The organism is Sphingomonas baiyangensis (assembly GCF_005144715.1).
GTDB classification, from domain to species: domain Bacteria; phylum Pseudomonadota; class Alphaproteobacteria; order Sphingomonadales; family Sphingomonadaceae; genus Sphingomonas; species Sphingomonas baiyangensis.
Genome location: NZ_SWKR01000002.1, coordinates 1,248,306 through 1,275,233, shown reverse-complemented (window position 1 = coordinate 1,275,233; position 26,928 = coordinate 1,248,306). Strand labels below are relative to the sequence as shown.

The 26,928-nt window shown below is 69.0% G+C and carries 26 protein-coding genes; 12 read left to right on the top strand and 14 right to left on the bottom strand.

Annotated elements, in window-relative coordinates:
• Positions 1-26: 26 nt before the first annotated feature.
• The 12 genes from FBR43_RS09425 (at position 27) to FBR43_RS09370 (ending at position 11,735) form a co-directional block, all read left to right on the top strand.
• Positions 27-1,112: a methyltransferase gene (locus FBR43_RS09425; protein WP_136942902.1), complete on the top strand. Its 1,086-nt coding sequence runs from the start codon at positions 27-29 to the stop codon at positions 1,110-1,112.
• A 94-nt stretch (positions 1,113-1,206) separates the two neighbouring features.
• The gene (bchC, locus tag FBR43_RS09420; RefSeq protein WP_136942901.1) at positions 1,207-2,130 is read left to right on the top strand and encodes a chlorophyll synthesis pathway protein BchC; all 924 of its coding nucleotides are present in this window, start codon (positions 1,207-1,209) and stop codon (positions 2,128-2,130) included.
• Complete coding sequence (locus FBR43_RS09415) at positions 2,127-3,110, top strand: chlorophyllide a reductase iron protein subunit X (protein ID WP_136942900.1); 984 nt, start codon at positions 2,127-2,129, stop codon at positions 3,108-3,110. Before bchC ends, FBR43_RS09415 begins: the two co-directional genes overlap by 4 nt.
• The gene (bchY, locus tag FBR43_RS09410; protein ID WP_136942899.1) at positions 3,100-4,593 is read left to right on the top strand and encodes a chlorophyllide a reductase subunit Y; all 1,494 of its coding nucleotides are present in this window, start codon (positions 3,100-3,102) and stop codon (positions 4,591-4,593) included. The genes FBR43_RS09415 and bchY overlap by 11 nt, the downstream gene beginning before the upstream one ends.
• The gene (gene bchZ, locus FBR43_RS09405) at positions 4,590-6,026 is read left to right on the top strand and encodes a chlorophyllide a reductase subunit Z (RefSeq protein WP_136942898.1); all 1,437 of its coding nucleotides are present in this window, start codon (positions 4,590-4,592) and stop codon (positions 6,024-6,026) included. The genes bchY and bchZ overlap by 4 nt, the downstream gene beginning before the upstream one ends.
• Positions 6,004-6,381, top strand: coding sequence for a light-harvesting antenna LH1, beta subunit (gene pufB / locus FBR43_RS16460; RefSeq protein ID WP_249276525.1), 378 nt, complete (start codon positions 6,004-6,006; stop codon positions 6,379-6,381). The genes bchZ and pufB overlap by 23 nt, the downstream gene beginning before the upstream one ends.
• An 11-nt stretch (positions 6,382-6,392) precedes the next feature.
• Positions 6,393-6,575 carry a light-harvesting antenna LH1, alpha subunit gene (gene pufA / locus FBR43_RS09395; protein ID WP_136942897.1) on the top strand — a complete coding sequence of 61 codons (183 nt, stop codon included), beginning with the start codon at positions 6,393-6,395 and terminating at the stop codon, positions 6,573-6,575.
• 152 nt (positions 6,576-6,727) lie between these two features.
• The gene (gene pufL / locus FBR43_RS09390; protein ID WP_136942896.1) at positions 6,728-7,567 is read left to right on the top strand and encodes a photosynthetic reaction center subunit L; all 840 of its coding nucleotides are present in this window, start codon (positions 6,728-6,730) and stop codon (positions 7,565-7,567) included.
• A gap of 13 nt (positions 7,568-7,580) precedes the next feature.
• Positions 7,581-8,579: a photosynthetic reaction center subunit M gene (gene pufM, locus FBR43_RS09385; protein ID WP_136942895.1), complete on the top strand. Its 999-nt coding sequence runs from the start codon at positions 7,581-7,583 to the stop codon at positions 8,577-8,579.
• Complete coding sequence (gene pufC, locus FBR43_RS09380) at positions 8,576-9,721, top strand: photosynthetic reaction center cytochrome PufC (RefSeq protein ID WP_136942894.1); 1,146 nt, start codon at positions 8,576-8,578, stop codon at positions 9,719-9,721. The genes pufM and pufC overlap by 4 nt, the downstream gene beginning before the upstream one ends.
• A gap of 42 nt (positions 9,722-9,763) precedes the next feature.
• Positions 9,764-11,026: a DUF3422 family protein gene (locus FBR43_RS09375; RefSeq protein ID WP_136942893.1), complete on the top strand. Its 1,263-nt coding sequence runs from the start codon at positions 9,764-9,766 to the stop codon at positions 11,024-11,026.
• 40 nt (positions 11,027-11,066) lie between these two features.
• Complete coding sequence (locus tag FBR43_RS09370) at positions 11,067-11,735, top strand: DUF4197 family protein (protein ID WP_169542560.1); 669 nt, start codon at positions 11,067-11,069, stop codon at positions 11,733-11,735.
• 6 nt (positions 11,736-11,741) lie between these two features.
• Here the strand turns inward: FBR43_RS09370 and hemA are convergent, their stop codons facing one another.
• From hemA to bchF, 14 genes are read right to left on the bottom strand one after another with little or no spacing between them, the layout of a single operon-like run.
• On the bottom strand, positions 11,742-12,962 hold the full coding sequence (gene hemA / locus FBR43_RS09365) for a 5-aminolevulinate synthase (protein WP_136944128.1): 1,221 nt from the start codon (positions 12,960-12,962) through the stop codon (positions 11,742-11,744).
• Between the two features lie 2 nt (positions 12,963-12,964).
• Entirely contained in the window at positions 12,965-13,756 is a 792-nt protein-coding gene (gene puhE / locus FBR43_RS09360) for a putative photosynthetic complex assembly protein PuhE (protein WP_249276524.1), read from the bottom strand.
• Positions 13,750-14,832, bottom strand: a complete 1,083-nt coding sequence (gene acsF / locus FBR43_RS09355; protein WP_136942891.1) for a magnesium-protoporphyrin IX monomethyl ester (oxidative) cyclase — start codon at positions 14,830-14,832, stop codon at positions 13,750-13,752. The genes puhE and acsF overlap by 7 nt, the downstream gene beginning before the upstream one ends.
• Positions 14,829-15,119, bottom strand: coding sequence for a hypothetical protein (locus tag FBR43_RS09350; protein ID WP_136942890.1), 291 nt, complete (start codon positions 15,117-15,119; stop codon positions 14,829-14,831). Before FBR43_RS09350 ends, acsF begins: the two co-directional genes overlap by 4 nt.
• Positions 15,116-15,583, bottom strand: a complete 468-nt coding sequence (gene puhC, locus FBR43_RS09345; RefSeq protein WP_136942889.1) for a photosynthetic complex assembly protein PuhC — start codon at positions 15,581-15,583, stop codon at positions 15,116-15,118. Before puhC ends, FBR43_RS09350 begins: the two co-directional genes overlap by 4 nt.
• Positions 15,580-16,206 carry a photosynthetic complex putative assembly protein PuhB gene (gene puhB, locus FBR43_RS09340; RefSeq protein ID WP_249276523.1) on the bottom strand — a complete coding sequence of 209 codons (627 nt, stop codon included), beginning with the start codon at positions 16,204-16,206 and terminating at the stop codon, positions 15,580-15,582. The genes puhC and puhB overlap by 4 nt, the downstream gene beginning before the upstream one ends.
• Complete coding sequence (puhA, locus tag FBR43_RS09335) at positions 16,203-16,979, bottom strand: photosynthetic reaction center subunit H (protein WP_136942888.1); 777 nt, start codon at positions 16,977-16,979, stop codon at positions 16,203-16,205. The genes puhB and puhA overlap by 4 nt, the downstream gene beginning before the upstream one ends.
• 11 nt (positions 16,980-16,990) lie before the next feature.
• Positions 16,991-18,409, bottom strand: coding sequence for a BCD family MFS transporter (locus tag FBR43_RS09330; RefSeq protein WP_136942887.1), 1,419 nt, complete (start codon positions 18,407-18,409; stop codon positions 16,991-16,993).
• The gene (gene bchM, locus FBR43_RS09325) at positions 18,409-19,089 is read right to left on the bottom strand and encodes a magnesium protoporphyrin IX methyltransferase (protein WP_394344023.1); all 681 of its coding nucleotides are present in this window, start codon (positions 19,087-19,089) and stop codon (positions 18,409-18,411) included. Before bchM ends, FBR43_RS09330 begins: the two co-directional genes overlap by 1 nt.
• Positions 19,089-19,979 carry a ferredoxin:protochlorophyllide reductase (ATP-dependent) iron-sulfur ATP-binding protein gene (bchL, locus tag FBR43_RS09320; RefSeq protein ID WP_136944125.1) on the bottom strand — a complete coding sequence of 297 codons (891 nt, stop codon included), beginning with the start codon at positions 19,977-19,979 and terminating at the stop codon, positions 19,089-19,091. The genes bchM and bchL overlap by 1 nt, the downstream gene beginning before the upstream one ends.
• Before the next feature lie 11 nt (positions 19,980-19,990).
• Positions 19,991-23,554, bottom strand: coding sequence for a magnesium chelatase subunit H (locus tag FBR43_RS09315; protein ID WP_136942885.1), 3,564 nt, complete (start codon positions 23,552-23,554; stop codon positions 19,991-19,993).
• On the bottom strand, positions 23,544-25,085 hold the full coding sequence (gene bchB / locus FBR43_RS09310) for a ferredoxin:protochlorophyllide reductase (ATP-dependent) subunit B (RefSeq protein ID WP_136942884.1): 1,542 nt from the start codon (positions 25,083-25,085) through the stop codon (positions 23,544-23,546). The genes FBR43_RS09315 and bchB overlap by 11 nt, the downstream gene beginning before the upstream one ends.
• Positions 25,076-26,368: a ferredoxin:protochlorophyllide reductase (ATP-dependent) subunit N gene (locus FBR43_RS09305; protein WP_136942883.1), complete on the bottom strand. Its 1,293-nt coding sequence runs from the start codon at positions 26,366-26,368 to the stop codon at positions 25,076-25,078. Before FBR43_RS09305 ends, bchB begins: the two co-directional genes overlap by 10 nt.
• Complete coding sequence (bchF, locus tag FBR43_RS09300; protein ID WP_136942882.1) at positions 26,365-26,877, bottom strand: 2-vinyl bacteriochlorophyllide hydratase; 513 nt, start codon at positions 26,875-26,877, stop codon at positions 26,365-26,367. The genes FBR43_RS09305 and bchF overlap by 4 nt, the downstream gene beginning before the upstream one ends.
• Between the last annotated feature and the right edge of the window lie 51 nt (positions 26,878-26,928).

Here is a 26,928-nt window from a genome sequence, read left to right as displayed (position 1 = left end):
GTTAGACAACAGGAGTGTCCACAAAAATGTACGATGGGTGGCGCGAGCGTGCGATCGGGTGGCGCAACCGGGCGATCGCCAGCCCGCGCTTCCGGCGATGGGCACAGCGGCTGCCGATCGCGCGGAGCGTCTCGCGGCGACATGCGGGTAGGTTGTTCGATCTGGTGGCGGGCTTTGTCTATACGCAGACGCTTGCCGCTTTCGTCGCCGCGCAGCTGCATGAACTGCTCGCCGACGCCCCGGTCGATGCGGAGGCGCTGGCCGAGCATGCGAAGCTGCCCGTCGGGGCGATCGAACGCCTGTTGCACGCAGCGGCCGCGCTCGAGCTCGCGCAGCCGCTGTCGAACGGACGCTGGACGCTGGGGCCCGCTGGCGCGGCGCTGGCGGGCGATGCAGGCGTGCAGGCGATGGTCGAGCATCATGCGCTGCTCTACGCCGACCTTGCCGATCCGCTGGCGCTGCTGCGGCGGGGCGGCGGCGGCGGAGCGCTCGCCGGCTTCTGGCACTATGCCCGTGCCGACGATCCGACGCGCGGCGAGGGGGGTGGCTATTCGGCATTGATGGCCGCCTCGCAGCCGATGGTGGCCGAGCAACTGCTCGATGCCTATCGGTTCGACCGGCACCGGGCAGTGCTCGATGTGGGCGGCGGCACGGGCGCCTTCACGCGACAACTCGTGGCACGTCATCCCCGGCTTGGCGTGGGCGTGTTCGACTTGCCCGATGTGGCGGCGCGAATCGCGCTGCCGGACGTTGCGACGCACGGCGGCGACTTCACGCGCGATGCGCTGCCCGAGGGCTATGACTGCATCACGCTGGTGCGGATCGTTCACGACCATGACGATGCGGTCGTCGCGCGCCTTCTGGCAGCAGCGCATCGGGCGCTGCCCCCGCGCGGCCGGCTGGTGATCGCCGAGCCGATGGCAAATACGAGCGGCGCCCGCGCAATGGGGGACGCCTATTTCGGCTGGTATCTCTGGGCGATGGGCTCAGGCCGGCCGCGCTCGCGCGAGATGCTTGAAGGGATGCTGTGCGATGCCGGCTTCGCTGCGACGCAGCGCCATGCGACGGCGCTGCCGCTGATCGCTTCCGTCATCTCGACGCGACGCGAATGAGCGTCCAGTGCAATTGACATTAGTGAGTGTCCATATAGAGTGACGCAATCGGAGCCGTTCATTCGAGACGAGGCGCCGAATGGGGAGAGCGCACATGGACGCGCTGGCAGTGATCCTGGAGGCACCGGAACGCCTCGCGCTGCGCCCGCTTGCGCTCGTACCGATGGGGCCGAGCGATCTCATGGTCGAGATCGCATATAGCGGCATCAGCAGCGGCACCGAGAAGCTGCTCTGGAGCGGCCGGATGCCTGCTTTTCCCGGCTTCGGCTATCCGCTGGTGCCCGGCTATGAATCGGTCGGCCGCGTCGTCGATGGCGGGGTCGAGGTCAGGGGTCGGATCGGCGAATGGGTGTTCGTGCCCGGCGCCAGCTGTTTCACCGATGCGCGCGGCCTGTTCGGCGGGAGCGCTCGCCGGCTGATCGTGCCGTCGGCGCGCGTCGCGCCGGTACCCGAGTCGCTCGGCCATCACGGCACGCTGCTCGCGCTCGCTGCCACCGCGCACCATGTCGTCGCCGGCGGTGCAGCGCCCGAGCTCGTCATCGGGCATGGCGTTCTCGGCATGCTTATCGCGCGCATCGCGCTGGCGCTTGCCGCCGATCCGCCGACGGTATGGGAAATACGCGCCGATCGCCGCGACGCCTATGACTATGATGTGATCGCGCCCGATACCGATCCGCGCAGCGACTATGCGGTGATCTGCGATGCCAGCGGCGGCGTCACGCTCGACGCGCTGGTGGCGCGGCTGCGGCGCGGCGGCGAGATCGTGCTCGCGGGCTTCTACGACCGGCTCGACTTCGCGTTCGCGCCTGCTTTCCAGCGCGAGGCGCGGCTGCGCATCGCCGCCGAGTTCACGCCCGCCGACATCGCCGCGGTGCTCGAACTGCTGGGTGCCGGGCTGCTCTCGTTCGATGGCTGCATCAGCCACATCCGTCCCGCCGACCGCGCCGCCGAGGCCTATCCGATGGCCTTCACCGATCCCGAGTGCCGCAAGATGGTGCTTGACTGGAGTGCCCTATGACCATGCTCGACCCCGGCCCGCTGCGCGACGAGGCGGCACATGAGCCCGATCCGGTGCCCGCCGGCCTCGTGACCAAGGAAACGCAGATCATCGCCATCTATGGCAAGGGCGGATCGGGCAAGTCGTTCGCGCTGGCCAACCTCAGCTACATGATGGCGCGGCAGGGGAAGCGCGTGCTGCTGATCGGCTGCGATCCCAAGAGCGATACTACCAGCCTGTTGTTCGGCGGCAAGTCGACGCCGACGATCATCGAGACGTCGAGCGCCAAGAAGCTGGCGGGCGAGGAGATCGGGATCGAGGACGTCTGCTTCCAGCGCGACGGCGTGTTCGCGATGGAACTGGGCGGCCCCGAAGTGGGGCGTGGCTGCGGTGGGCGCGGCATCATCCATGGTTTCGAGACGCTCGAGAAGCTCGGCTTCCACGAATGGGGCTTCGACTATGTACTGCTCGATTTCCTGGGCGATGTGGTGTGCGGCGGCTTCGGCCTGCCGATCGCACGTGACATGTGCCAGAAGGTGATCGTCGTCGCATCGAACGACCTGCAATCGCTCTATGTCGCGAACAACGTCTGCAAGGCGGTGGAATATTTCCGCAAGATGGGCGGCAATGTCGGCGTCGCGGGCATCGTCATCAACAAGGATGACGGCACCGGCGAGGCACAGGCGTTTGCCGAGGCCGTGGGCATCCCCACGCTCTGCTCGATCCCCGCCAACGAGGATATCCGGCGCAAGTCCGCCAATTATCAGATCATCGGCACGCCCGAGGGTGAATGGGGTTCGCTGTTCGCCGATCTGGCCGCCAATGTCGCTAGCGCCCCGCCGGTGCGGCCCAAGCCGCTCGAGCAGGATGATCTGCTGGGGTTGTTCAAGCCCGAGGATACCGGCGGCAACGTGACGCTGAAGCCGGCGACGCAGGCCGACATGCGTGGGCGCCCGTTCGTAACGCGGCCCAGCCTCGAAGTGATCTACGATGCGGTCTAAAGACCGCCTCGATCTGGCCGAAGGCGCCTGCGCCTCGGGCGACACGCTTGCCGATGCCGCGCGTGCCGCGGGCAAGGCGGGCGTGCTCGATCGCTATGCCGCCGATTACCCCAAAGGCCCGCACGACCAGCCGCAATCGATGTGTCCCGCCTTCGGGTCGCTGCGCGTAGGTCTCAGGATGCGGCGCACCGCCACGATCCTGTCGGGATCGGCGTGCTGCGTGTACGGCCTGACCTTTACCAGCCATTTCTACGGCGCCAAGCGCAGCGTCGGCTATGTGCCGTTCAGCTCGGAAACGCTCGTCACGGGCAAGCTGTTCGAGGACATCAAGGAAGCCGTCGAAGGGCTTGCCGATCCCGATCAGTATGACGCGATCGTCGTCACCAATCTGTGCGTGCCGACGGCCAGCGGCGTACCGCTGCAATTGCTGCCCGATGCGATCAACGGCGTGCGGATCGTCGGCATCGACGTGCCGGGCTTTGGCATTCCGACGCATGCCGAGGCCAAGGACGTGCTGGCGGGCGCGATGCTCGCCTATGCCGCGGGCGAGGTGAAGGCGGGGCCGGTCGCCGCCCCGCGTGAGCGCGCCAGCCGTCCCACCGTGACGCTGCTGGGCGAGATGTTCCCGGCCGATCCGCCGGGCATCGGCCAGATGCTCGAACCGCTGGGGCTCGCCGCCGGACCAGTGGTGCCGACGCGCGAATGGCGCGAGCTCTATCAGGCGCTCGATTGCGCGGCGGTCGCGGCGATCCACCCGTTTTACACCGCCAGCGTGCGCGTGTTCGAAAGTGCAGGACGCAGCGTGATCGGATCGGCGCCCGTCGGCGTCGACGGCACGGCGGCTTGGCTCGACGCGATCGGCCAGGCGTGCGGCATCGCGCAGGACAGGGTCGACGCGGCCAAGAACCGCTTCGTCCCCGCGATCCGTGCCGCGCTCGCGGCGCGGCCAATAAGCGGACGCATCACCGTGTCGGGCTATGAGGGCTCCGAACTGCTCGTTGCGCGGCTGCTGATCGAAAGCGGCGCCGACGTGCCCTATGTCGGCACCGCGTGCCCGCGCACGCGCTGGTCCGATCCCGATCGCGAGTGGCTGGAGGCAAGGGGCGTGCGCGTTGCGTTCCGCGCCAGCCTCGAGCAGGATCTGGCGGCGGTCGACGAATTCGGCCCCGATCTGGCGATCGGCACCACGCCCGTCGTCCAGCACGCCAAGGCGCGGGCGATCCCGGCGCTCTATTTCACCAACCTTATTTCGGCGCGCCCGCTGATGGGCGTGGCGGGCGCGGGCAGCCTTGCGATGGTCGTCAACGCCGCGATCGGCAACCGCGCGCGCTTCGATGCCATGCGCGACTTCTTCGAGGGCGTGGGTGCAGGCGAAAGTGCCGGACTGTGGACCGACACGCCGGTGCCGCGCCCCGATTTCAAGGCCAAGTTCGCCGCGAGGCGCATCGCCGCGGCCAAGGCGACCGAGGCGGTGGGATCATGACGCTCATCATCGATCATGATCGCGCCGGCGGTTACTGGGGCGCCGTCTACGCCTTCACCGCGATCAAGGGGTTGCAGGTCGTCATCGACGGACCGGTGGGCTGCGAGAACCTGCCCGTCACCTCGGTGCTCCATTATACCGACGCGCTGCCGCCGCACGAGTTGCCGATCACCGTCACCGGGCTTTCGGAACAGGAACTCGGCCGCGACGGCACCGAGGGTGCGATGAAGCGCGCCTGGGCGACGCTCGATCCCGATCTGCCCGCCGTCGTCGTCACCGGATCGATCGCCGAGATGATCGGCGGCGGCGTCACGCCCGAGGGCACGACGCTGCAACGCTTCCTGCCGCGCACGATCGATGAGGATCAGTGGCAGGCGGCCGACCGTGCGCTCACCTGGCTGTGGACGCAGTTCGGTCCCAAGAGGGTGCCGCCCGCACGCCGCAAGGAAGGTGCGAAGCCCAAGGTCAACCTGATCGGGCCGATGTACGGCACCTTCAACTGCCCGTCGGACACCGCCGAAGTCCGCCGGCTGGTCGAGGGGATCGGCGCCGAAGTGGGCATGTGCTTCCCGCTCGGCAGCCATCTGGCCGATGTCCGCCGGCTGGCCGAGGCCGAGGTGAATGTCTGCATGTACCGCGAGTTCGGTCGCAACCTGTGCGAGACGCTCGAGCGGCCGTATCTTCAAGCGCCGATCGGGCTTTCGTCGACCACGGCGTTCCTGCGCAAGCTGGGCGAATTGCTCGGCCTCGATCCCGAGCCGTTCATCGAGCGCGAGAAGCACAGCACGATCAAGCCTTTGTGGGACCTGTGGCGATCGGTGACGCAGGACTTCTTCGGCACCGCCAGCTTCGGCGTGGTGGCGACTGAAACCTATGCCCGCGGGCTGCGCGCGTTTCTCGAGGAGGACATGGGCCTGCCCTGCGCCTTCGCGATCGGTCGCACCGCGGGCGTGAAGCCCGACAATCAGGCGGTGCGCGAGGCGATCCGCAGCACGCCGCCGCTGGTGCTCTTCGGCAGCTTCAACGAGCGCATGTACATGGCCGAGGCGGGCGGACGCGGCGTGTACGTGCCGGCGAGCTTTCCGGGCGCGATCATCCGCCGTCACACCGGCACGCCGTTCATGGGCTATGCCGGGGCCACCTATCTCGTCCAGGAAGTCTGCAACGCGCTGTTCGACGCGCTTTTCCACATCCTGCCGAGCGCCCACCAGCTCGACGCGGTCGAAGCGACGCCCGCACGCGACAGCATCGGCTGGGATGACGACGCCAAGCAGCTGCTCGACGCTGCGGTCGAGGCCGAGCCCGTGCTGGTGCGGATCAGCGCGGCCAAGCGCATCCGCGACGCCGCCGAACGCGCCGCGCGCCGTGCCGGCAATGCCCGGGTGACCGAGGCGACGCTGGCCGACGCACTTGCCGAAAGCCGCGCGCAATGATCGCGCGCCCACACATCCGCCGCGCCACCGCGGCATCCCCATCGCCGCGGTCGATCCGCTGCGATCGCGCCTGGAATTGCTTTCCGGGCTTCCGTCCGCGTCGAACTTGGAGGCGAGATACATGACCGATCACAGAGACGAAAGGATGGGGCCAGGCACCTACCTGACCCCGGAAGAAGCGAAGGAATTCCACAAGCTGTTCATGACGAGCTTCATCGGCTTCACCGCCGTTGCGATCGTCGCGCATGTGCTGGCGTGGACGTGGCGGCCCTGGCTGCCGGGGCCTGATGGCTATGCCGCCGTTGCCGACAAGGTGCAGGTCGCCCAGACCGCGCTCGGCGCCTTCCTCGCATAAGGAGCGATACCATGTGGAGAACGTGGCTGATCTTCGATCCGCGGCGCACGCTGGTGGCGCTGTTCATCTTCCTGTTCGTGCTGGCATTGCTGATTCACTTCATCCTGCTCAGCACCGATCGCTTCAACTGGCTCGACGGCCCGCGTCAGGCGCCCGTCGCCGCCGCGGCACCGATGGCGCCGCCCGGCACCTGAGCCACCTGTTACCCGCGCGCTCCCTCCGGGCGCGCGGGCGGGCGGGCAGGAAGCCTGTTTCGGCGACCCTGCCCGCCTGAGTTGCGTAGCTGCTGAGGGGAACGAACCCGTCGCGTCTGGGCACTGCCCGGCGTGGCGCGAAAGGATGCGTCATGGCGCTGTTGAGCTTCGAGCGAAAATACCGGGTCCGCGGGGGCACGCTGCTCGGCGGCGACCTGTTCGATTTCTGGGTCGGCCCCTTCTATGTCGGCTTCTTCGGCGTCACCACCGCGTTCTTCGCGGCGCTCGGCACCGCGCTCATCTTCTACGCCGCCTCGCAAGGGCCGACGTGGAACCCGTGGCTCATCTCGATCGCGCCGCCCGACTTGTCCTACGGCCTCGCGCTCGCGCCGCTGCTCGAGGGCGGCTTCTGGCAGATCATTACGATCTGCGCGATCGGCGCGTTTAGCTCATGGGCGCTGCGCGAGGTAGAGATCTGCCGCAAGCTCGGCATGGGCTATCACGTGCCCGTCGCCTTCGGCGTCGCGATCTTCGCCTATGTCAGCCTGGTGGTGATCCGCCCGATCTGGCTGGGGGCGTGGGGACATGGCTTTCCCTACGGCATCTTCAGCCATCTCGATTGGGTGTCGAACACCGGATACCAGTATCTCCATTTCCATTATAATCCGGCGCACATGCTGGCGGTGAGCTTCTTCTTCACTACCACGCTGGCGCTGGCGCTGCACGGCGCGCTGGTGCTGTCGGCGGTCAACCCGCCCAAAAACCGCGACGGTACGCGCGGCGAGGTGAAGACGCCCGAATATGAGGACGCCTTCTTCCGCGACACCATCGGCTACTCGGTGGGCACGCTCGGCATCCATCGGCTCGGCCTGTTCCTGGCATTGAGCGCGGGATTCTGGAGCGCGGTGTGCATCATCATCTCGGGGCCGCTGTGGACACGCGGCTGGCCCGAATGGTGGACGTGGTGGCTCGATCTGCCGATCTGGTCCTGAAGGAGAGGCGAACATGGCACGCTATCAGAACCTCTTCACGCAGGTGCAGCTGCGCGCCGCACCCGAATTCGGCCCGCCGCTTCGCGACGCGAGCTTCGGCCGCACCGGCCAGCCCGGCTTCAGCTACTGGATGGGCAAGTTCGGCAATGCGCAGATCGGCCCCATCTATCTCGGCAAGCTCGGCATCGCCTCGCTGATCTGCGGCTTTCTCGCGTTCGAGATCATCGGGCTCAACATGCTCGCCAGCGTCGACTGGAACCCGGTGCAGTTCGTGCGCCAGCTGTTCTGGCTGGCGCTCGAGCCGCCGGCGCCCGAATGGGGCTTCACGCTGTTCGTGCCGCTCAACGAGGGCGGCTGGTGGCAGATGGCGGGCTTCTTTCTCACCGTCAGCGTGCTGCTGTGGTGGGCACGCACCTATATCCGCGCGCGGGCGCTCGGCATGGGCACGCATGTCGCGTGGGCGTTCCTGTCGGCCATCTGGCTGTTCGTGGTGATCGGCTTCATCCGTCCGCTGCTGATGGGCAGCTGGGCCGAGAGCGTGCCCTTCGGCATCTTCCCGCACCTGGATTGGACCGCGGCCTTTTCGATCCGCTACGGCAACCTCTTCTACAATCCCTTCCACGCGCTCTCGATCGCGTTCCTCTACGGCTCGACGCTGCTGTTCGCGATGCACGGCGCGACGATCCTGGCGGTCGGCCGCTATGGCGGCGAGCGTGAGATCGAGCAGATCACCGATCGCGGCACCGCATCCGAGCGCGCCGCCCTGTTCTGGCGCTGGACGATGGGCTTCAACGCCACGATGGAATCGATCCATCGCTGGGCATGGTGGTTCGCGGTGCTGACGACGCTCACCGGCGGCATCGGCATCCTGCTGACGGGCACCGTCGTCGACAACTGGTATCTATGGGCAGTGCAGCACGGCTATGCACCCGCCTATCCGGGCACCGGCGTCGCCGATCCCGCGATCACCGGCCTTGCCGATCCCGCTCTTGCACAGGGAACCCAGCCATGAGCGTTGCGCGATTGATGACGGCGGCACCGATCGGCGCCGCGCTGGTGCTGGCGGGCTGCGATCTGGGGCCGAAGGCGGTGACGCAGACGGGCTATCGCGGCACCGGCATGGCGCAGGTGACCGACGTGTCCGACATCCGCGAGGAAGCCGCGATCCCCGCCGATCCCTATGCGCTGCCCGCCGATACCGGGCCCCGCGCGCGCGAGGTGTACCAGAATGTGCAGGTGCTGGGCGACCTTTCGGCCGAGCGCTTCAATCATCTGATGGCGCAGATCACGCAATGGGTCGCGCCGCCCGAGCAGGGCTGCAACTATTGCCACAACCCGGCCAATCTCGCCTCCGACGAAGTGTATCAGAAGGTGGTGGCGCGCCAGATGATCCGCATGACCTGGGACGTCAATTCGCAATGGGCGAGCCACGTGCAGGCAACGGGCGTCACGTGCTGGACCTGCCACCGCGGCAACGGCGTGCCCCAGTATAACTGGGCGATGATGGAAACCGACGATCCGGGCAGCCGCAACAACCGGATGGGGCAGAACCAGCCCAACGCCAATGTAGGCTACGCCTCGCTCCCCGGCGATCCGTTCAGCCTGTTCGCGCAGGGCGAGTACAGCTCGCGCGTGGCGGGCAAGCAGATCTATCCCGCGGCCAGCGGCAACAAGTCGGTCAAGGATGCCGAGGCGAACTACGCCTATATGATGCACCTGTCGTCATCGCTCGGCGTCAACTGCACCTTCTGCCACAACACGCAGTCGCTGGGGGCCTGGAACCTCAGCCGCGCCCAGCGTGCGACTGCCTATTACGGCATCCGCATGGTGGCCGACATCAACGATACGCACATCACGCCGTTGACGCCGGTGTTCCCCGCCAACCGCAAGGGGCCGATGGGCGATCCGTACAAGATCAACTGCATGACCTGCCACCAAGGCCTCAACAAGCCGCTGGCCGGCGTGAGCATGCTGGCGCGCGCGCCGACGTTGCGCGGACCCGTCGGCGCCGTCGCCACTGCCGAGGATGTCGGCGGTGCGGCGGCTCGCGCCGCGACCGCGCGCCAGTTCGATGCGCCGGCGGCGGTGAATACCGGCCCGGCGCAGGCACCGCCGGCGAACAGTCCGGCAGCGCAACCCGCGACGACGCGCTGAACCCAATCGCCGCGCCGGTGCGCGGGCAAGCGAGGGGATGCGATGCACGACCTGCCCGCGCGCAGCCACCCGCTGCGCGCCAGCCTTGCGGCCGAGATGCATGTGCGCCGGCTGCCGCATATCGATGCGCCATGCCGCATGGTGCAGATCGTCGCGCTGACCGATGCTGATGCGGCGCGCGACGGGCGCGCGATCGTCGAGCAGCTCGCCGCGCGCGATGGCCGCGTGCTCTCGGCAGGTGCGCGCTTCTGCGTGCTCGGCATCGACGGGTCGACGCTCGTCTGGGAAGGGCATACCGAGTTTGCCAGCTGGATGCTGATCCACCCCGGTTCGTTCGAGCGCCCCTTCGACGATGCGATACTCGGCCCCGCCGAGCGCGCGCTGATCGCCGGCATTCCCGGCCAGGTGATCCGCGCGACGCGCATCGCGCTGCTGCCGCAGGGCAGCGCCTTGCCCGATCGGGCGGCGGCGGCGCGCTGGTTCGATCCCGCCGCGCTTACCTTGTGCGACGTCGCGCACGGCCACGCACGCATTCTTTCCGACTTCAAGCTGCATGCCGATGGCTATGGGCGACTGCTGATCGCCGATCAGGGGCTCGAAGGCGACGAGGCGGCGCAGCTCGTCATGCGGCTTCAGGAGCTGGGCAACTATCGCAACATGGCGCTGCTGGGGCTGCCGATGGCGCAGTCGCTCACCCCGCAGGTCAGCACCATCGAGGCGCGGCTGGCGGCGCTGACGCACCAGGTTTCCGAACGCGGCGCGAGCGACGACACGCTGCTCGACGAGCTCACCGCCGTTGCCGCCGAGCTGGCGCGCCTCGTCGCCGACACGCGATACCGGATGAGCGCCACGCGCGCCTATGCGCAGCTGAGCATGGAGCGGCTGGCGAGCCTCGGCATCGGCGCGGTGCGCGGATTCCAGACGCTTGCCGACTTTACCGAGCGGCGATTGGCGCCGGCGCTTCGCACCTGCGAAAGCTTCGCCGCGCGGCTCGAGGACCTGCAACAGCGCACCGCCTGGACGAGCTCGCTGTTGCGCACGCGCATCGACATCGCGCTCGCCAAGCAGAATCGCGACCTGCTCGAATCGATGGACAGGCGCACGCGCATGCAGTTGCGGCTGCAACAGGCGGTTGAGGGGCTCTCGGTGGTGGCGATCAGCTACTACCTCGTCTCGCTGATCGGCTATGCCGGCTATCCGCTGTTCGGCGAGGCACGCGCCCTCGCTATGGCGGTGGCGGTGCCGGTGGTGGTCGCGGGGGTATGGCTTGCCGCGCATCGGCTGCGCCGCCAGTTGCGCGAATAGAGCAATCACCGGTTCAGCCACGCTGCGCCACATCGCGGCGATGGAACCGACTCGCCGCACCGTCATCGCCGCCATCGCGATCGCGCCGCTCGCCGCCTGTGCCACGCTGCCCGGCGGCTTTTCGCTCGAGGAAGGCGTCTATCGCCTGCTCAGCCTGTCGAGCCAGCGTGCCTTTGCGCGACTGACCGAGCCGGGCGGCTTCTACGACGATCAGCTGACGCGCATCGAGCCACCTGCAGCCAGCGGGCGTGAAGGCGACGTGCTCGGTGCGGTGCTGCGCACCAACGCGGTGCGCGGGCGCATCGCCTTCGCGCTCAACGACATCGCCGTCGAGGCGGCCGATCGTGCCGCGCCGATCGTACTCGACGGTATCCGGCGCATGACCTTCAGCGATGCGCTGGCGCTGGCGCGGGGCGGCCCGACCGCGGCAACCGATCTGCTCGAAGCGCAGGTCGGCGACCGGCTGGTCGAGGCGATGTTCCCCGAGTTCAGCGCAGGGCTAAGCGGCGACATGATCGAAGTGCTGGGCGCGATCGCCGGCGCGGGCGGCGGCGGGCAATATCTCGCGCTCGCGCGCACCGCATCGGCATTGGCGAGCCGCAGCATCTTTCGCGCCATCGGCCGCGAGGAAGCCGCGATCCGCGCCAATCCGCGCGCCACACGCGATCCTGCAATCGTCGCGCTGCTGCTCAGCGGCGGCGCGCCGTAGCCCGCGCTACGCTGCCATGTCGCGGCGGGCTAGTTCGCACATCGACCAGATTTCGCTCAGGCCGCGCACCAGCCGGTCGATATCGCCGTCGCTGTGGACGGGCGAAGGGGTGAGGCGCAGCCGCTCGGTGCCGACGGGTACGGTGGGGTAGTTGATCGGCTGCACATAGATGCCGTGCTGCTCCATCAGCCAGTCGCTGATGCGCTTGCACTTCTTGGCGTCGCCCACCATCACCGGGATGATGTGGCTGGGATTGTCGAGCGTCGGGATGCCGATCGCGTCGAGCCGGCGGCGAACCTGCGCGACGCGCTCGCGATGCGCCTCGCGCTCGGCGTTCGAGGCCTTGAGGTGGCGGATGCTGGCGGTGGCGCCGGCGGCCAGCGCGGGCGGCAGCGCGGTGGTGAAGATGAAGCCGCTGGCGAAGCTACGCACGAAATCGCACAATGCCGCCGACGCCGCGATATAGCCGCCCATCACGCCGAACGCCTTGCCCAGCGTCCCCTCGATCACGGTGATGCGGTCCATCAGCCCTTCGCGCTCGGCGATGCCGCCGCCGCGCGGACCGTAGAGGCCGACGGCGTGCACTTCGTCGATATAGCTCATCGCGCCATGCGCCTCGCACACGTCGAGTATCTCGGCGATCGGGGCGATGTCGCCGTCCATCGAATAGACGCTCTCGAAGGCGACGAGCTTGGGCCGCGCGGGGTCGATGTCGGCGAGGCGACGGTTCAGATCCTCGGGGTCGCTGTGCGCGAACACGTGCCGCTCGGCGCGGCTGTGGCGGATGCCTTCGATCATCGAGGCGTGGTTGCACGCGTCGGACAGCACGACGCAATCGGGCAGCCGCGCCGCCAGCGTGCCGAGCGCCGCCCAGTTCGAGACATAGCCCGAAGTGAACAAAAGCGCCGCTTCCTTGCCGTGCAGATCGGCCAGCTCGGCCTCGAGCTCGCAGTGCGCGCTCGTGGTGCCCGAGATGTTGCGCGTGCCGCCGGCGCCCGCGCCGCAGCGGTCGAGCGTCTCGTGCATCGCATCGAGCACTGCGGGGTGCTGGCCCATGCCCAGATAATCGTTCGAGCACCACACGGTGACGCGCTCCACGCCTTCGTGATTGAAGCAGCGCGCCTGCGGAAAGGCGCCGCGCCGCCGCTCGAGCTCGGCGAAGATGCGATAGCGGCCGTCGTCGCGCAGCGTATCGAGCTCGCGAGTGAAGAAAGCCTCATAGTCCATCGTCATCCCCTCTCGTCGATCGAAATGGCGGGTCGCACCCCGCTCGTATGCGCAGCGCTTGCCCAGCGCCACATCGCCGCATCGCTGAGCGGCAGCATCAGCAATGCATGTTCCACCAGGCCCAGCGTCGCCAGCCCCGTCACCAGCATCGCGCCCGTCGCCGCACCGCCGCTCGCCGCCTGCGCCATCGTCCATCCGGTCCATATCAGCCAGCCGCCGCCGATGAGCGACACGATGTAGAATGGCGTCCAGCGCCGCGCGCCGAAATACGACTTTAGGTAGGCCAGCCGCGCGGGAAAGACCTCGTCGGACAGGTTGGCGACGCCGAGGAACAGGTTGAGCTTGGCCGAAAGCCGAAGCACGAACAGGGCGGCGAAGGCCGCAGTCGCGGTCTGGTTGGGCTGCTCCCAGCCGATCGCGGCGATCAGCGCCAGATGCGCCGCCAGCGCGACTTCGTGATGGATTACCGTCGCGGTTGCGGCGCGGAAGCGCGGCCAGCCGGCAAGCCCGGCGGGGCAGAGCGTGCGGTTGGGGCCCATCACCGCGCCGGTCAGGAAGGCGAGCTCATGCCAACCCCAGATGACGATCGCCGCCGCGAACGCCGCATAGGCGGCTGCCGGCGAGGGGTCGCGCACGAGCACCGCCAGCCACAAGGTGGCGGCAAGGGAGAGCACCGCACCGATCCTCAGGCTGCGCGCGAACGTCGCGGGCGCGCGGCTGTTGAGCCACACGACCGCAGCGGTGCCCAGGAACCAGGCAGCGAGCGCGAACAGGAGCGGCGCGGCGATCACCATGCGGGCGCGAGCCGGATCTGTGCGGGCAGCGCGGTCTTGCGCACGGGCGTGCAGTATAGCCGCGCGAAGGTGAAGCCGGCCGCAGCGGTGCCGGCGATGCGATCGATGGCGCCGGCTATCCCGCCTCGCGCCTTGCCGCGCTCGATCCGGGCGGCCGCGCGCTGCATGGCCACCAGCCCACGCTGAAAGCCTGCGCTGTCGGTATCGAGCATCATCGGAAAGGTCTGGCGGCTGATCTCCGAACAGATGCGGAATACCTGCCGGTCATAGTCGCTCGGATCGATGCCGAGCGCGGCGTGGAATTCGGGCCGGTTGTGGTCGCGCACCCACATCGTGGCATAGACCGCGACGAGGAAGAAACGCACCCACAGCTTGTTCAAGCCCGACAGCAGCTTCGGGTCGGCGCGCATCAGCAGCGCGAAGGCTTCGCCGTGGCGGAACTCGTCGTTGCACCACTCCTCGAACCAGTCGAAGATCGGGTGGATGCGCCGATCGGGATTGCGCGCCAGATGCCGGTAGATGGTGATGTAGCGCGCATAGCCGATCTTCTCCGACAGATAGGTCGCGTAGAAGATGAATTTCGGCCGGAAATAGGTGTATTTCTTGGCGCGCGTGAGGAAGCCGAGATCGATGCCGACGCCGGCATCCTTGAGCGCATCGTTGATGAAGCCGGCATGGCGGCTTTCGTCGCGGCTCATCAGCCGGAACAGCTGCTTGACGTCGGGATTCTTCGCGCGCTTTGCGATCTCGGCATAGAGGATGCAGCCCGAGAACTCGGCGGTAAGCGAGCTGACGAGGAAGTCGGTGAACTCGGCGCGCAGCGCCGGCGGCAGGCCTTCAATCACGCCGGCGAAGCTGCCCGTGCGACGGAAATGATGTTTGTTGGGATCGGCGGCCATCTCGGCGATCAGCGCATCCCATTCGGCGCGCACGCTCGACACGTCGATCGCGTCGAGCGCCTTGAAATCGGTGGTGTAGAAACGCGGGCTGAGGACCGTGTCTTCCCGCGCGATCGCCATCGTGTCGGCAGCGGGCGTGGCGGGGGCTTCGGCAAGGCGTAGCGCGGCGGCGGTCATGGGCGGCTCCCGGGGGAAAAGCTGACTTCGTATAGTTCGGTCATCTCGAAATGGCCGGCGATGCGCGTCCACAGCCGCTCGGCGAGGCTCGCGCGCTCGACAGTGGCGGTGCGCTCGAACACCCGGCGCTCGCCGAAGGGCACCGCGATCGGCTGACCATGCACGCGCACGCTGTCGCCGGGTTCGAGCGCCACCTCGCCCTCCAGCTCGACATGCGCGCACAGGAAGCGGTCGCTATGTTCGACCTCGACGCGGCAACGCGTCTCGAACGATCGGCGGCGAATCATCGCGGCATCTCCAGCAGTGCGGCAAAGGCGGCGCGGTTGTCGGGACCGAAGCCGTTGAGCTCGACGATGCGCCCCGTTGCGCTGTCGGCAAGCGAGAGGCTGCCATCGTCCCACGCGGTCAGCGCGAAGGGGGCATCGGCGCCAAGCCCGCGCATCCGCCGGTCGCGTGCCAGCCCGCGCATCACGCCGCGGATGAAGCCCGATTGCCCGCCTGCCGGCAATATCGTGACGGCGCCGTCCGCATCCGCGATCCGCACGCCGCCATCGGGCAGGTCGGCGAACACAAGCGTGCGCTGGGCGAGCGGTTGCGCGCGGTTGGCGACACGCTCGGCGACGGGCGATGCGGCGGGGTCGAGACCGGCGGCGCGGAAGCCGATCGTGGCGAGCAGCGTGAACCCCACCAGTCCGCCGGCGAGCAGCAGCGCGCCGCGCGGTACGGTGTTGGCGTGGCTGCGCGCGGTCATGCCGCGATCGCCTTTGGCGGCAGATCGCCCGTCGTCGCTGCGGCTGCGGGGCTGAAGCTGCCACCCGGCTGCGCCGCCAGACAATGGCGCGCAATCATAGCTCCGACGCGATCGGCCTGCGCGATGCTGCGCAGCATCGGCTGCGGGCGCGCCACATGCCATGCGCGTGCATGCGGCCAGAGCGCGGCATAGCCCAGCGCCTGCGCGCCCTCGACTGCCAGGGCGACGTCGCCATTGCCGCCGGGGCGCATCGCCAGATCGACCGAGCCGATGCTGGCGAGCGGCAGGTTGATGCACTTGGGCAGCGCCACGCCGATGCGCAGCACCACGCGACGGTCGGTCAGTGTGTAGACCGCGCCGCGCGCCGTCGCCCAGGCCAGCAGGTTGAGCAGCGCTACCGCGACGATGCCCGACGCGCCCGTCGCGACAACGCCGAATGCTCCCGCACCCGTCACCAGCGCAACGCCGGTGAGGATCGCGAAATAGGCGGCGATCCCGCGCGTGTGGAAGGCGGTGCGTGCCAGCGTGCGCCATTCGGGACTGCCCTGCCACAGGATGCGCTCGCCCGGCGGCAGCTGGCCCGGCAGGCCGCGGATCGGCTCGATCTCGTGCTCGGCGATCACAGGAACGGCTCCTGCCGGTCGCGGCTGGCATAGAGATAGCCGCCGCCATAATAGGCCTGGATGCGCTCCTCGTCGTAGAGCGTCAGTACGCGCTCGCCCTCGGGAGCCGGAACGCGCGCGAACTGCTCGGCATTGATCGCGTCGATCACCACGCGGCGACGGCCGCGCTCGACGGTGGCCATGAACATCGGCGCGAGCACGCCGCGCCCCGCGACGTCGCCCAGCGACACCTCGATATAGCGGATCAGCCGGTCGGCGCGATCGATCCACAGGTCGCTCACGGTACCAACGGTGCGCCCGTCGGCGGCGACCACGGCATAGCCGCGCGGATCGGGATCGCCGCTCGCGATCCAGAACTGGTCGCCCGCCGAAAGCGGCGCGATGCGCGGATGGCCTTCCCAGTCGAGATCGGGCCGGCGTGCGCGCTCGGCCCATGCCGCGGGGCCGATGCCGTCGACCAGTGGGTCGCCGGTGGGCGCATAGGGCGCGCCGGCAAAGCGATCGATGCGGCGCGCCGCGATCTCGACGGGCTCGCGGCCCTTGGTAGGCGTCGTGACGGTGCCGTGACCGAAGGGAAGGCGAAACGTCTTGGGGCTGGCCTGCAAGAGCGGGCCGCCCATCGTGTCGAGCCGGCCCGACATCTCGTCCTCGAGCGGATAGCCCTCGCGCCGGTCTTCGCGCCGCAGATAGACAACGAGCCCCAGGAAGAAGAGGAAGAACGCGTACAGCGTGAGCAACGCCACATCGAGATAGGGAGTGATGAGGACATTCATCGGGCGTCTCCTCAGGTCGGGAACTGGCCAAGGCCGAAGCGGGTGGAAGGCATCTCGCGGCCGCGCGCCAATGGCCCAAGCGCCACCAGCGTGCCGAACAGCAGCAGGATTTCGAAAGTATAGACCGCGCCGTAGCCGGTGCCCGGATGCGCCAGCGTGGCGCCGAAGCGCGTGTCGACCGCACCCGCCGAGATAAGATCGCGCGCGATCGCGCCCGTCGCCACCGCGACCCCCGCCGCGGTCGCCTGTACCGCGCCCCAGGCGCCGAGCGCGAGGCCGGCGGTATCGCGCTCGGCCAGCGCCATCGCCTCGACGAGCGTGCCGACCGAGAACAGTCCGGCACCGAAGCCGATGCACGCCGCGCCGGCTGCGAGCAGCAACGGTTGGCCAAGCGGTGCGGCGAACAGCACCAGCGCGAACGCGCCGATGCCCGCCACCGCGCCATAGCCGCCGAGGCGGATCGGATCGGCGCCGCTGCCCATTGCGCGCGCGGCCAGCGCGAAGCCGCCCAGCATGCCGAACGCCCACAAGGCAGTGAGCGAGGTGGTGGCGGCGACCGACAGCCCCAGGATCGCGCCGCCATAGGGCTCGAGCAGAACGTCCTGCATCGCGAAGGCTGCCGCCCCCAGTGCGACGGCGCAATAGAGCCGGCGTGCGCGCGGTTGCGCCAGCAGCTTCGCGAACAGCGTGCCGAAGCCGGGAGCCGCCGCGGCGTCGCGTGCCGCAACGGCACGCGTGCGGTCGCGCGGTTCCTGCTTCCACAGCGCGACGATGTTGAGCATCAGCCCGAGCAGCGCGGCGCCCTGGATGACCTGCACCAACGCCGTCGGCGTGAAATCGGCAAGCAGCCCGCCAATCACGATCGCGCCCACCAGCATGCCGCCGAGCAGCATGACGTAGAGCAGCGCCACGACGCGCGGGCGCGTCGCCTCGGGCGCGAGATCGGTAGCGAGCGCGAGCCCGGCGGTCTGCGTCATGTGCAGCCCGGCGCCTACCATCAGGAAGCCGATCGCGCCGCCGGCATGGCCGATCCATTCAGGCCCCTGCGCGCCGCCCGACATCACCAGCATTGCGAAGGGCAGGATGGCGAGGCCGCCGAACTGCAACAGGCTGCCGAACCAGATATAGGGCACGCGCCGCCAGCCGAGCGCCGAGCGATGATGGTCCGATCGATGGCCGATCAGCGCACGCAGCGGCGCGAACACGAGCGGCAACGCCACCATCGCGCCGACGAGGCTGGCCGCCATGCCCAGCTCGACGATCATCACGCGGTTTAGCGTGCCCGTCAGCAGCACCGCCGCCATACCGACCGATACCTGGAACAGCGACAGGCGCAGGATGCGCGCGAGCGGCAGCTCGGGGCTGGCGGCATCGGCAAAGGGCAGGAAGCGCGAGCCGAGCCGCTGCCACATGGCGGTGCCGCCGGACATCAGGGCACCACCTCGATCGCCTGGCTGATGTAGAAGCTGCTCGACACGCGCTCGCTGCGCGCGATATGCGCGGCGGGCAGCGCGGCGTGAATGAGCGTGCGCAGCAGGCGTGGATCGGTGGGCACGATCGCGGGCGCGCGATCGGCGCGCGGGAACAGGCCACCCAGGCGATGCATCAGCCGGAGCGCGGGGCTTGCGGGCGTGAAGGTTAGCAGCACCGATCTCTGGGTGCGGTCGGCCAGATCGCGCACCACTTCGGCGACGTCGAAGGCGGGGTAATGGATGAGTGAATCCATCGCCACGACATGATCGAACCGGCCGAGCGCAGGATCGGTCATGTCGCCGACACGCCATTCGATCGGCAGCCCCTCGGGCGCGCGGCGGCGCGCCACCTCGACCAGATTGCGCGCGACGTCGATCGCCACCACCTCGGCGCCGCGACGCGCGGCCTCCACCGCCAGCGCGCCGGTGCCGCAGCCGGCATCGAGCAGGCGCATGCCGGTCATGTCGGCGGGCAGCCAGCCGAGCAGCGTGTCGCGCATACGGTCGCGCCCGGCACGCACCGTCGCGCGGATGCGGCTGACCGGCGCGTCGGACGTGAGCTGCTCCCATGCGGCGGCGGCAGTGCGATCGAAATAGGTTTCGAGCCGGTTTCGATAGAGCGCGTAGCTGGGGGTCATCACTCGAACCCCAGGAAATCGAAGATGTCGCGATCCTTCATCGCCTGCGCGTCGAGCGCGTCGGTGCCTGCCCACAGATGCGCGGCGAGGCGGCGATACTCGTCGCACGCGGCGGCGACTTCGGGGGTCTGGTCCATCTCGAACAGCGTGCATTTCTTCAGGCGGCTGCGGCGGATCGCGTCGAGATCGGGGAAATGCGCAAGGCGTTGAAGCCCGGTGGCTGCGTTGAAGCGATCGATCTCGTCGGTCGCGGCGGAACGATTGGCGATGACGCCGGCCATGCGCACTTCGTAGTTCTTCGCCTTGGCCTGGATCGCCGCGACGATGCGGTTCATCGCGAAGATGCTGTCGAAATCATTGGCCGCCACCACCAGCGCGCGCTCGGCATGTTGCAAGGGGGCGGCGAACCCGCCGCACACCACGTCGCCCAGCACGTCGAAGATCACCACATCGGTATCCTCGAGCAGATGATGCTGCTTGAGCAGTTTGACCGTTTGCCCGACGACATAGCCGCCGCAGCCGGTGCCCGCGGGCGGCCCGCCTGCCTCGACGCACATGACGCCGTTATAGCCCTCGAACATATAGTCCTCGGGCCGCAGCTCCTCATGGTGGAAATCGACCGTTTCGAGCACGTCGATCACCGTCGGCATCAGCTTCTTGGTGAGCGTGAACGTGCTGTCGTGCTTGGGATCGCAGCCGATCTGCAGCACGCGCTTGCCGAGCTTCGAGAATGCCGCCGAGAGGTTGGACGAGGTGGTCGACTTGCCGATCCCGCCCTTGCCGTAGACGGCAAATACCTTGGCGGTTCCGATGCGATCGACGGGATCGAGCCGCACCTGCACGCTGCCTTCGCCATCTGGCGGTCGGCGGATCGGATCGTCGAGTGCCATCATCGTTCCTTTCAGGCCGCCGCCGACACGCCTTCGAGCGCGTCCTCGATGGCATCGCTCGCGGCATGGAGTGCTGCCAGGGTATCGGCGTCGGGGCGCCAGAATTCGCGGTCGCTCGCCTCGATCAGCCGGTTGGCCATGCGTGCCGAGGCGCGCGGGTTGAGCGCCGCCAGCCGCTCCCGCATTGTGGGATCGAGCAGATAGGTCTCGCTGATGCGCTGATAGACCCAAGGGCTCACCTGATCGGTGGTGGCCGACCAGCCCATCGTCGCGGTCACATGCGCCTCGATATGGCGGACACCTTCGAAGCCGTGGCGCAGCATCCCCTCGCTCCACACCGGATTGAGCATGCGGGTCCGCGTCTCGAGATCGACCTGCTCGCCGAGCGTGCGCACCCTGGGTGCCCCGCGTGTGGCGTCGACGATGTAAATGGGCGCCGCGTCGCCGCGCGCGCGCGTGATGGCGCGGCTGATGCCGCCCAGCGTATCGACATACTGGTCGATGTCGGTGACGCCCAGTTCGGCCGAGTCGAGATTCTGGTAGGTCGCCTCGACGCCCGCGAGTTGCGACTTGAGCAGCGCGGCGTGGCGCACCGGCGCGCCTTTCACGCCATAGGCGAAGCCCTTGTGACGCTCGAACATCTCGGCGATCTCGTCGGGATCGGTCCAGCCGCCGGCGTCGATCATCTGGTTGACGTTGGCGCCATAGGCACCCTCGGCGTTCGAGAATACGCGCAGCGCGGCGGTTTCCAGGTCGCAGCCATGTTGGGCGGCGAAGGCGAGCGCGTGCGCGCGGACATGATTTTCGGCGGCGGCCTCGTCGGCGCTCGCTGCCAGCCATGCCGCCTCGGCGAGCATCCGCGTCTGCAACGGCAACAGGTCGCGGAAGATGCCTGAAAGCGTCGCCACCACGTCGATGCGCGGACGGCCGAGTTCGGCCAGCGGCACCAGCTCGGCGCCGGCGAGGCGGCCATAGCCGTCGAAGCGCGGACGCGCGCCCATGAGCGCCAGCGCCTGCGCAAGCTGCGCGCCGTCGGTCTTGAGATTGTCGGTGCCCCACAGCACCATCGCCACGCTCGCGGGCAGGCGGCCGTGATCCTCCACGTGCCGTGCCAGCAGGCGGTCGGCTGCCGCGCGCCCCTCGTCGAGCGCGAAGCGGCTCGGCACGCGAAAGGGATCGAAGCCGTGCAGGTTGCGGCCTGTCGGCAGCACATCGGGCGTGCGCACCAGATCGCCGCCGGGGGCGGGGGGCACATAGCCGCCGTCGAGCGCACGGATGAGTGCGCCCAGTTCGTCATTGGCATCAAGCCGGGTGGCGATCGTCGCGGTGTCGGCGTCGGGATTGCCCTCCGCAATTGCGGCGAGCCACGCGTCGCGGCGCTCGGCCGGCATAGCGGCGCCGAGCACGTGCAGCCCGTCGGGGATCAGCGTGCATTCGATCTCGTAGAGGCGCGCCGCGAGCGCCGCCACGTCGCCGCCGTCGAGATCGAGCGCGGCGGCGGCGTCGGCGATCGGCTCGGCCAGCAGCGTGCGGTCGGCGGCGTCGGCGGTGCGCCAGCGCTCGATCAGCAGCTTGAGGTCGGCGAGCCCCTTGTAGAGCCCGGCACGCGCGAGCGGTGGCGTGAGATAGCTCACCAGCGTCGCCCCCGAACGGCGCTTGGCGAGCAGCCCTTCGGACGGGTTGTTGGCGGCGTAGAGATAGAGGTTGGGCAGGTCGCCGATCAGCCGGTCGGGCCAGCAGCGCGCGCTCATCCCCGTCTGCTTGCCGGGCATGAACTCGAGCGCGCCGTGCGTGCCGAAATGCAGCACCGCATGCGCGCCGAAATCCTCGCGCAGCCAGCGGTAGAAGGCGCTAAAGGCATGGGTAGGGGCGAAGCCGCCCTCGAAGAGCAGCCGCATCGGATCGCCCTCGAAGCCGAAGGCGGGCTGGATGCCGACGAACACGTTGCCGAACCGTGCGCCCAGCACATGAATGGTGCGGCCATCGGCCTGATGGCGGCCCGGTGCCGGACCCCATTGCGCCTCGATCGCCGCCAGATGCGGCTCGCGACGGACATGATCGTCGGCGGCGATGCGCGCATGGACATTGGCGTCGGCGCCGAAGCGCGCGGCATTGCCTTCGAGCACGGCAGCACGCAGCGCATCGACATCGGCGGGCAGCTCGACATGGTGGCCTTCGGCTGCCATCCGCGCGAGCGTGCCGTAAAGCGATTCCCACACCGCGAGGTGCGCCGCCGTGCCGGTGGCGCCGGCATTGGGCGGAAAGTTGAAGAGCACGATGCCCGTGCGGCGCTCGGGGCGCGGCGTGGCGCGCAGCGCCACCAGCTTCGCCACACGCGCCGCCAGCGTCGCGGCGCGCTCGGGGCAGGCGTGCATCGCGCGCGCCATCGCGACAGGCAGCGCGCAGCCGCGCTCGCAGCCGCTGCACGGCCCCGATCCGTCCGATCGCCCGCCGAACACCATCGGCTGCGTCGCGCCGTCGAGCTCGGGGATCGCGACCATCATCGTCGCCTCGATCGGCAGTAGCCCGGCGCGCCCGGCGCCCCATTGCTGCAGCGACTGGAACTCGATCGGGTGCGCCGCGACATAGGGCAGGTCGAGCGCGGCGAGCACCGCCGCCGCGGCATCGGCATCGTTATAGGCCGGACCGCCGACGAGCGAGAAGCCGGTGAGCGACACGATCGCATCGACGCTCGGCCGTCCGTCGCGCGTCAGATACGCCTCGATCGCAGGCCGTGCATCGAGGCCGCTGGCGAACACCGGTACGACATCAAGCCCGCGCGCCTCGAGTGCGGCGATCACGCCGTCATAATGCGCGGCGTCGCCCGCCAGCAGATAGGATCGCAGCAAAATCAGCCCGATCGTGCCGTGTGCGTTGGCCTGCCGCGGCAGCGCACGCCTGTCGGTGGCGATGCCGCCGGGCAGCGCGGGATGATATACGCCGACTTCGGGATAGTCGCGTGGCGGCTGCGCGGTCGGGCCGCGCCGTTCGCCGGGCACGTAGCGATCGACGAGCGCGCGGATCATGTCGGCGACATTGGCGTCGCTGCCCGCCAGCCAATATTGCAGGGTCAGGAAATAGGCGCGCACGTCCTGCGCGGTGCCGGGGATGAAGCGCAGCAGCTTGGGCAGCCGGCGCAGCATCCGCATCTGCCCGGCGCCCGCCGACTGGCCGGGCTTGGCCGATCCGCGCAGCTTCTTGAGCATCGCGAGTGGCCCCTTGGCGGGCGCGTCCATGCGATAGGCGCCCATGCGCGTCAGCCGCACCACTTCGGCGCCCGACATGAGCCCCAGCATCGCGTGACACGCCTCGCGCCGCGCCTGCATGGCGGGCAGGATCGCGCGGATATGGTCGTCGAGAAACAGCATCGTCGCGATGACGATGTCGGCGCGGCCGATATCGGCGATGGCGGCGGGCAGGGAGGCTGGATCGCGATCCCAGTCCGAGGCCGCGTGGAAGCCGATGGTGATGCCGCTGCCCTCGGCGGCGAAGCGCGCGGCGGCGCGCTCGACCGCACCAGACAGATGGTTGTCGAGCGTCACGATGACGACGTGGAGGGGGGCGCTAGCGGGCATGATGCGCCTTCGCCTCATACAGGGTGTCGATACCGATCGGCGCCAGCCCGCGCTCTGCGGCATAGATTTCGGTGTTGCGGCGCGCCTTGCCGCGCACGAAGAACGGGATCTTGCGCAGTTCGGCCTCGGCCTCGGCGGTCCATTCGCCCGGACGATCGGCCGCCGCTTCGGATCCGCTTTCCTCCGTGCGCACGGCGGGCGCCGCGGGGGCGTGGGCGGCGAGGTGACTGGCGCCCGCCTCGTCGGCGAACTCGAAATCGTCGCGGAACATCGTCAGCAGATGCTCCTCGAGCCCCATCACCAGCGGATGCACCCAGCTGTCGAACAGCACGTTGGCGCCCTCGAAGCCCATTTGCGGGCTGTAGCGCGCGGGAAAATCCTGGACGTGGACGGGCGCCGAGATCACCGCGCAGGGCAGCCCCAGCCGCTTGGCGATGTGGCGCTCCATCTGCGTGCCGAGCACCAGCTCGGGCGCGGCGGCGGCGATCGCCGCCTCGACCGCCAGATAATCGTCGGTGACGAGCGGCTCGACGCCGTAGAGTGCGGCGGCGGCGCGCAGCTCGCGCGCGAATTCGCGATTGTAGCAGCCCAGTCCGACGACGGTGAAGCCGAGCTCGTCCCGCGCCACGCGCGCCGCGGCGATGGCGTGCGTCGCGTCGCCGAACACGAACACCCGCTTGCCCGTGAGATAGGTCGAATCGACCGAACGGCTCCACCACGGCATCCGCGACGCATCGGGCGCGTCGGCGGCGATGCCGAGCACGCGCGCGACCTCGGCGATGAAATCGTGCGTCGCGCCATGGCCGATCGGCACGGTGCGGATCATCGGCTGGCCGAATGTGCGCTCCAGCCAGCGCGCCGCGGTGTCGGCGGTTTCGGGATAGAGCACGACATTGGCGTCGGCTTCGCCCAGCCGGGCGATATCGGCGGGCGATGCGCCCATCGGCGCGGTCACATGCACGTCGACGCCCATGCTGTTCAGCAGCCGCGTCACTTCGATCACGTCGTCGCGGTGGCGAAAGCCGAGCGCGGTGGCGCCGAGCAGGTTGACGCACGGCCGGCGCCCTTCGCGCGGTGGCGGTGCCAGCGTGCGATCGGCCAAGTGCCGGACGATCTGGTAGAAGGTCTCGCTCGCGCCCCAGCTTTCTTTGCGTGTGTAGCTCGGCAGGTCGAGCGGGATCACCGGCAGGTCGAGGTCCATCGCCGCCATCAGCCCGGCGGGGTCGTCCTGGATGAGCTCGGCAGTGCACGACGCGCCGACGATCAGCGCCTGCGGGGCGAATCGGTCAATCGCATCGCGTGCCGCCGCCTGGAACAGCTCGGCGGTATCCTTGCCCAGATCGCGCGCCTGAAAGGTGGTGTAGGTGACGGGCGGGCGCTTGCCGCGCCGCTCGATCATCGTGAAAAGCAGATCGGCATAGGTATCGCCCTGCGGGGCGTGGAGCAGATAGTGCACGCCCTCCATCGCCGTCGCGACGCGCATCGCGCCGACATGCGGCGGGCCTTCATAGGTCCATAGCGTCAGCTGCATGACGCGCCCTCCAGCCGCAGCACATCGCGCCGGCGCAGCGGGCGCGCGAACAGATCGGCCAGATCGGCGGCCTGATCGAAGCCGTGGATCGGCGAGAACACCAGTTCGATCGCCCATTTGGTTGCCAGCCCCTCGGCCTCGAGCGGATTGGCGAGGCCGAGGCCGCAGACGGTGAGGTCGGGCCGGTCCGCGCGGACGCGATCGAGCTGGCGATCGACATCCTGCCCCTCGCTCAGCCGCACATCCGCGGGCAGCCGTGCGAGCTCGCGTGCCATGTGGCCGCGGTGCAGATAGGGCGTGCCGACTTCGACGGGCACCATGCCGAGTTCGGTGGAAAGAAAGCGCGCGAGCGGAATCTCGAGCTGCGAATCGGGCAGGAAGCTGATTCGCTTGCCCGCCAGCCGATCGCGCAACGGCGCCAGCGCGCGCTTGGCGCGTTCGCGCAAGGGCGCGATGGTTGTGCGGAAATGCAGCTCGTCGACGCCGAAGGCGCGCGCGGCTTCGTGCAGCCATTCGGTCGTGCCTTCGGCGCCGAACGGGAAGATCGCGTCGATCCGCCGGCCCCCGCGCGCCTCGATCGCCTGCGCTGTCGCCCCCAGAAAGGGCTGGGCGAGCAGATAGCGCGTCGACGCGCCGATCGCCGGCATCGCGCCTGCGCGCCGCGCCGGCAGGAAATCGGCGGTAATGCCGAGCGCGGCGAAGATGCGCGCGAACTGGTCCTCGACGATGTCGGGCAGGCTGCCGACGACGAGCAGGCGGCTTTCGTCGGTTTCGGGCAGGCCGGGCACCAGCGATGCGAGGCAAGCATCCTCGCCCTCGGTGAAGGTCGTCTCGATTCCGCTGCCCGACCAGGCGAGCACGCGCGTTTGCCCGCCATGCGCGGTATCGAGCCGCTGCGCGGCGCGCGCCAGATCGAGCTTGATGACTTCGCTGGGGCACGATCCGACGAGAAACAGCATGCGAATTTCGGGCCGCCGCGCAAGCAGCTGCGCGACCATCCGGTCGAGTTCGGCATTGGCGTCGGCGAGGCCGGCGAGGTCGCGCTCCTCGATGATCGCGGTGCCGAAGCGCGGCTCGGCGAAGATCATCACGCCTGCCGCCGATTGCAGCAGATGCGCGCAGGTGCGCGAGCCGATGACGAGGAAGAAGGCGTCCTGGATTTTGCGATGCAGCCAGACGATGCCCGTCAGGCCGCAGAACACCTCGCGCTGGCCGCGCTCGCGCAGCACCGGCCGCTCGATACCGACGGGCGCGGCACAGCCCGAGGCGAGCGCGCCGCTCATCCCGGCACCGCCAGGCGCGGCGCATCGAGTCGCGCCAGTCGCAGCTTCCACACGAACTGGCCGGCATTGACGACATAGGCGGCATAGCCTGCCAGCGCGACGGCCATCTGTTCGGCTGGCGTGCCCCAGCCGGCGAACAGCAGCACCAGATAGGCGGTATGCAGTGCCAGCACGATCATGCTGAAGGCGTCCTCCCACCAGAAGGCGGGGGCGAACAGCCATTGGCCGAACACCGCCTTCTCCCAAGCGGCACCCGTCACCATGATCGCATAGAGCGCGATCGTCTTGGCGACGATCGACCAGGCGGCCGCGTCTTCGCCCGCGCCCGTGACAAGATAGCGCACCACCAGCACGAGACTTGCCGCAAACAGCGCGAACTGCACGGGCGCGAGCACGCCCTGCACCAGCGTCCAGCGCGTGGCGTCGCGCCGGCGGCGCTGATCGGGCGTGTAGAGCGGCTGGCGCTGCCGCCCGCCCTCGCTTTCCTCGATCCCGCCATCGGCCCGCATGGTACGTTGCCCTGCCTTTCCCGTGCGCCGATCCTACGCACGCGGGCATCA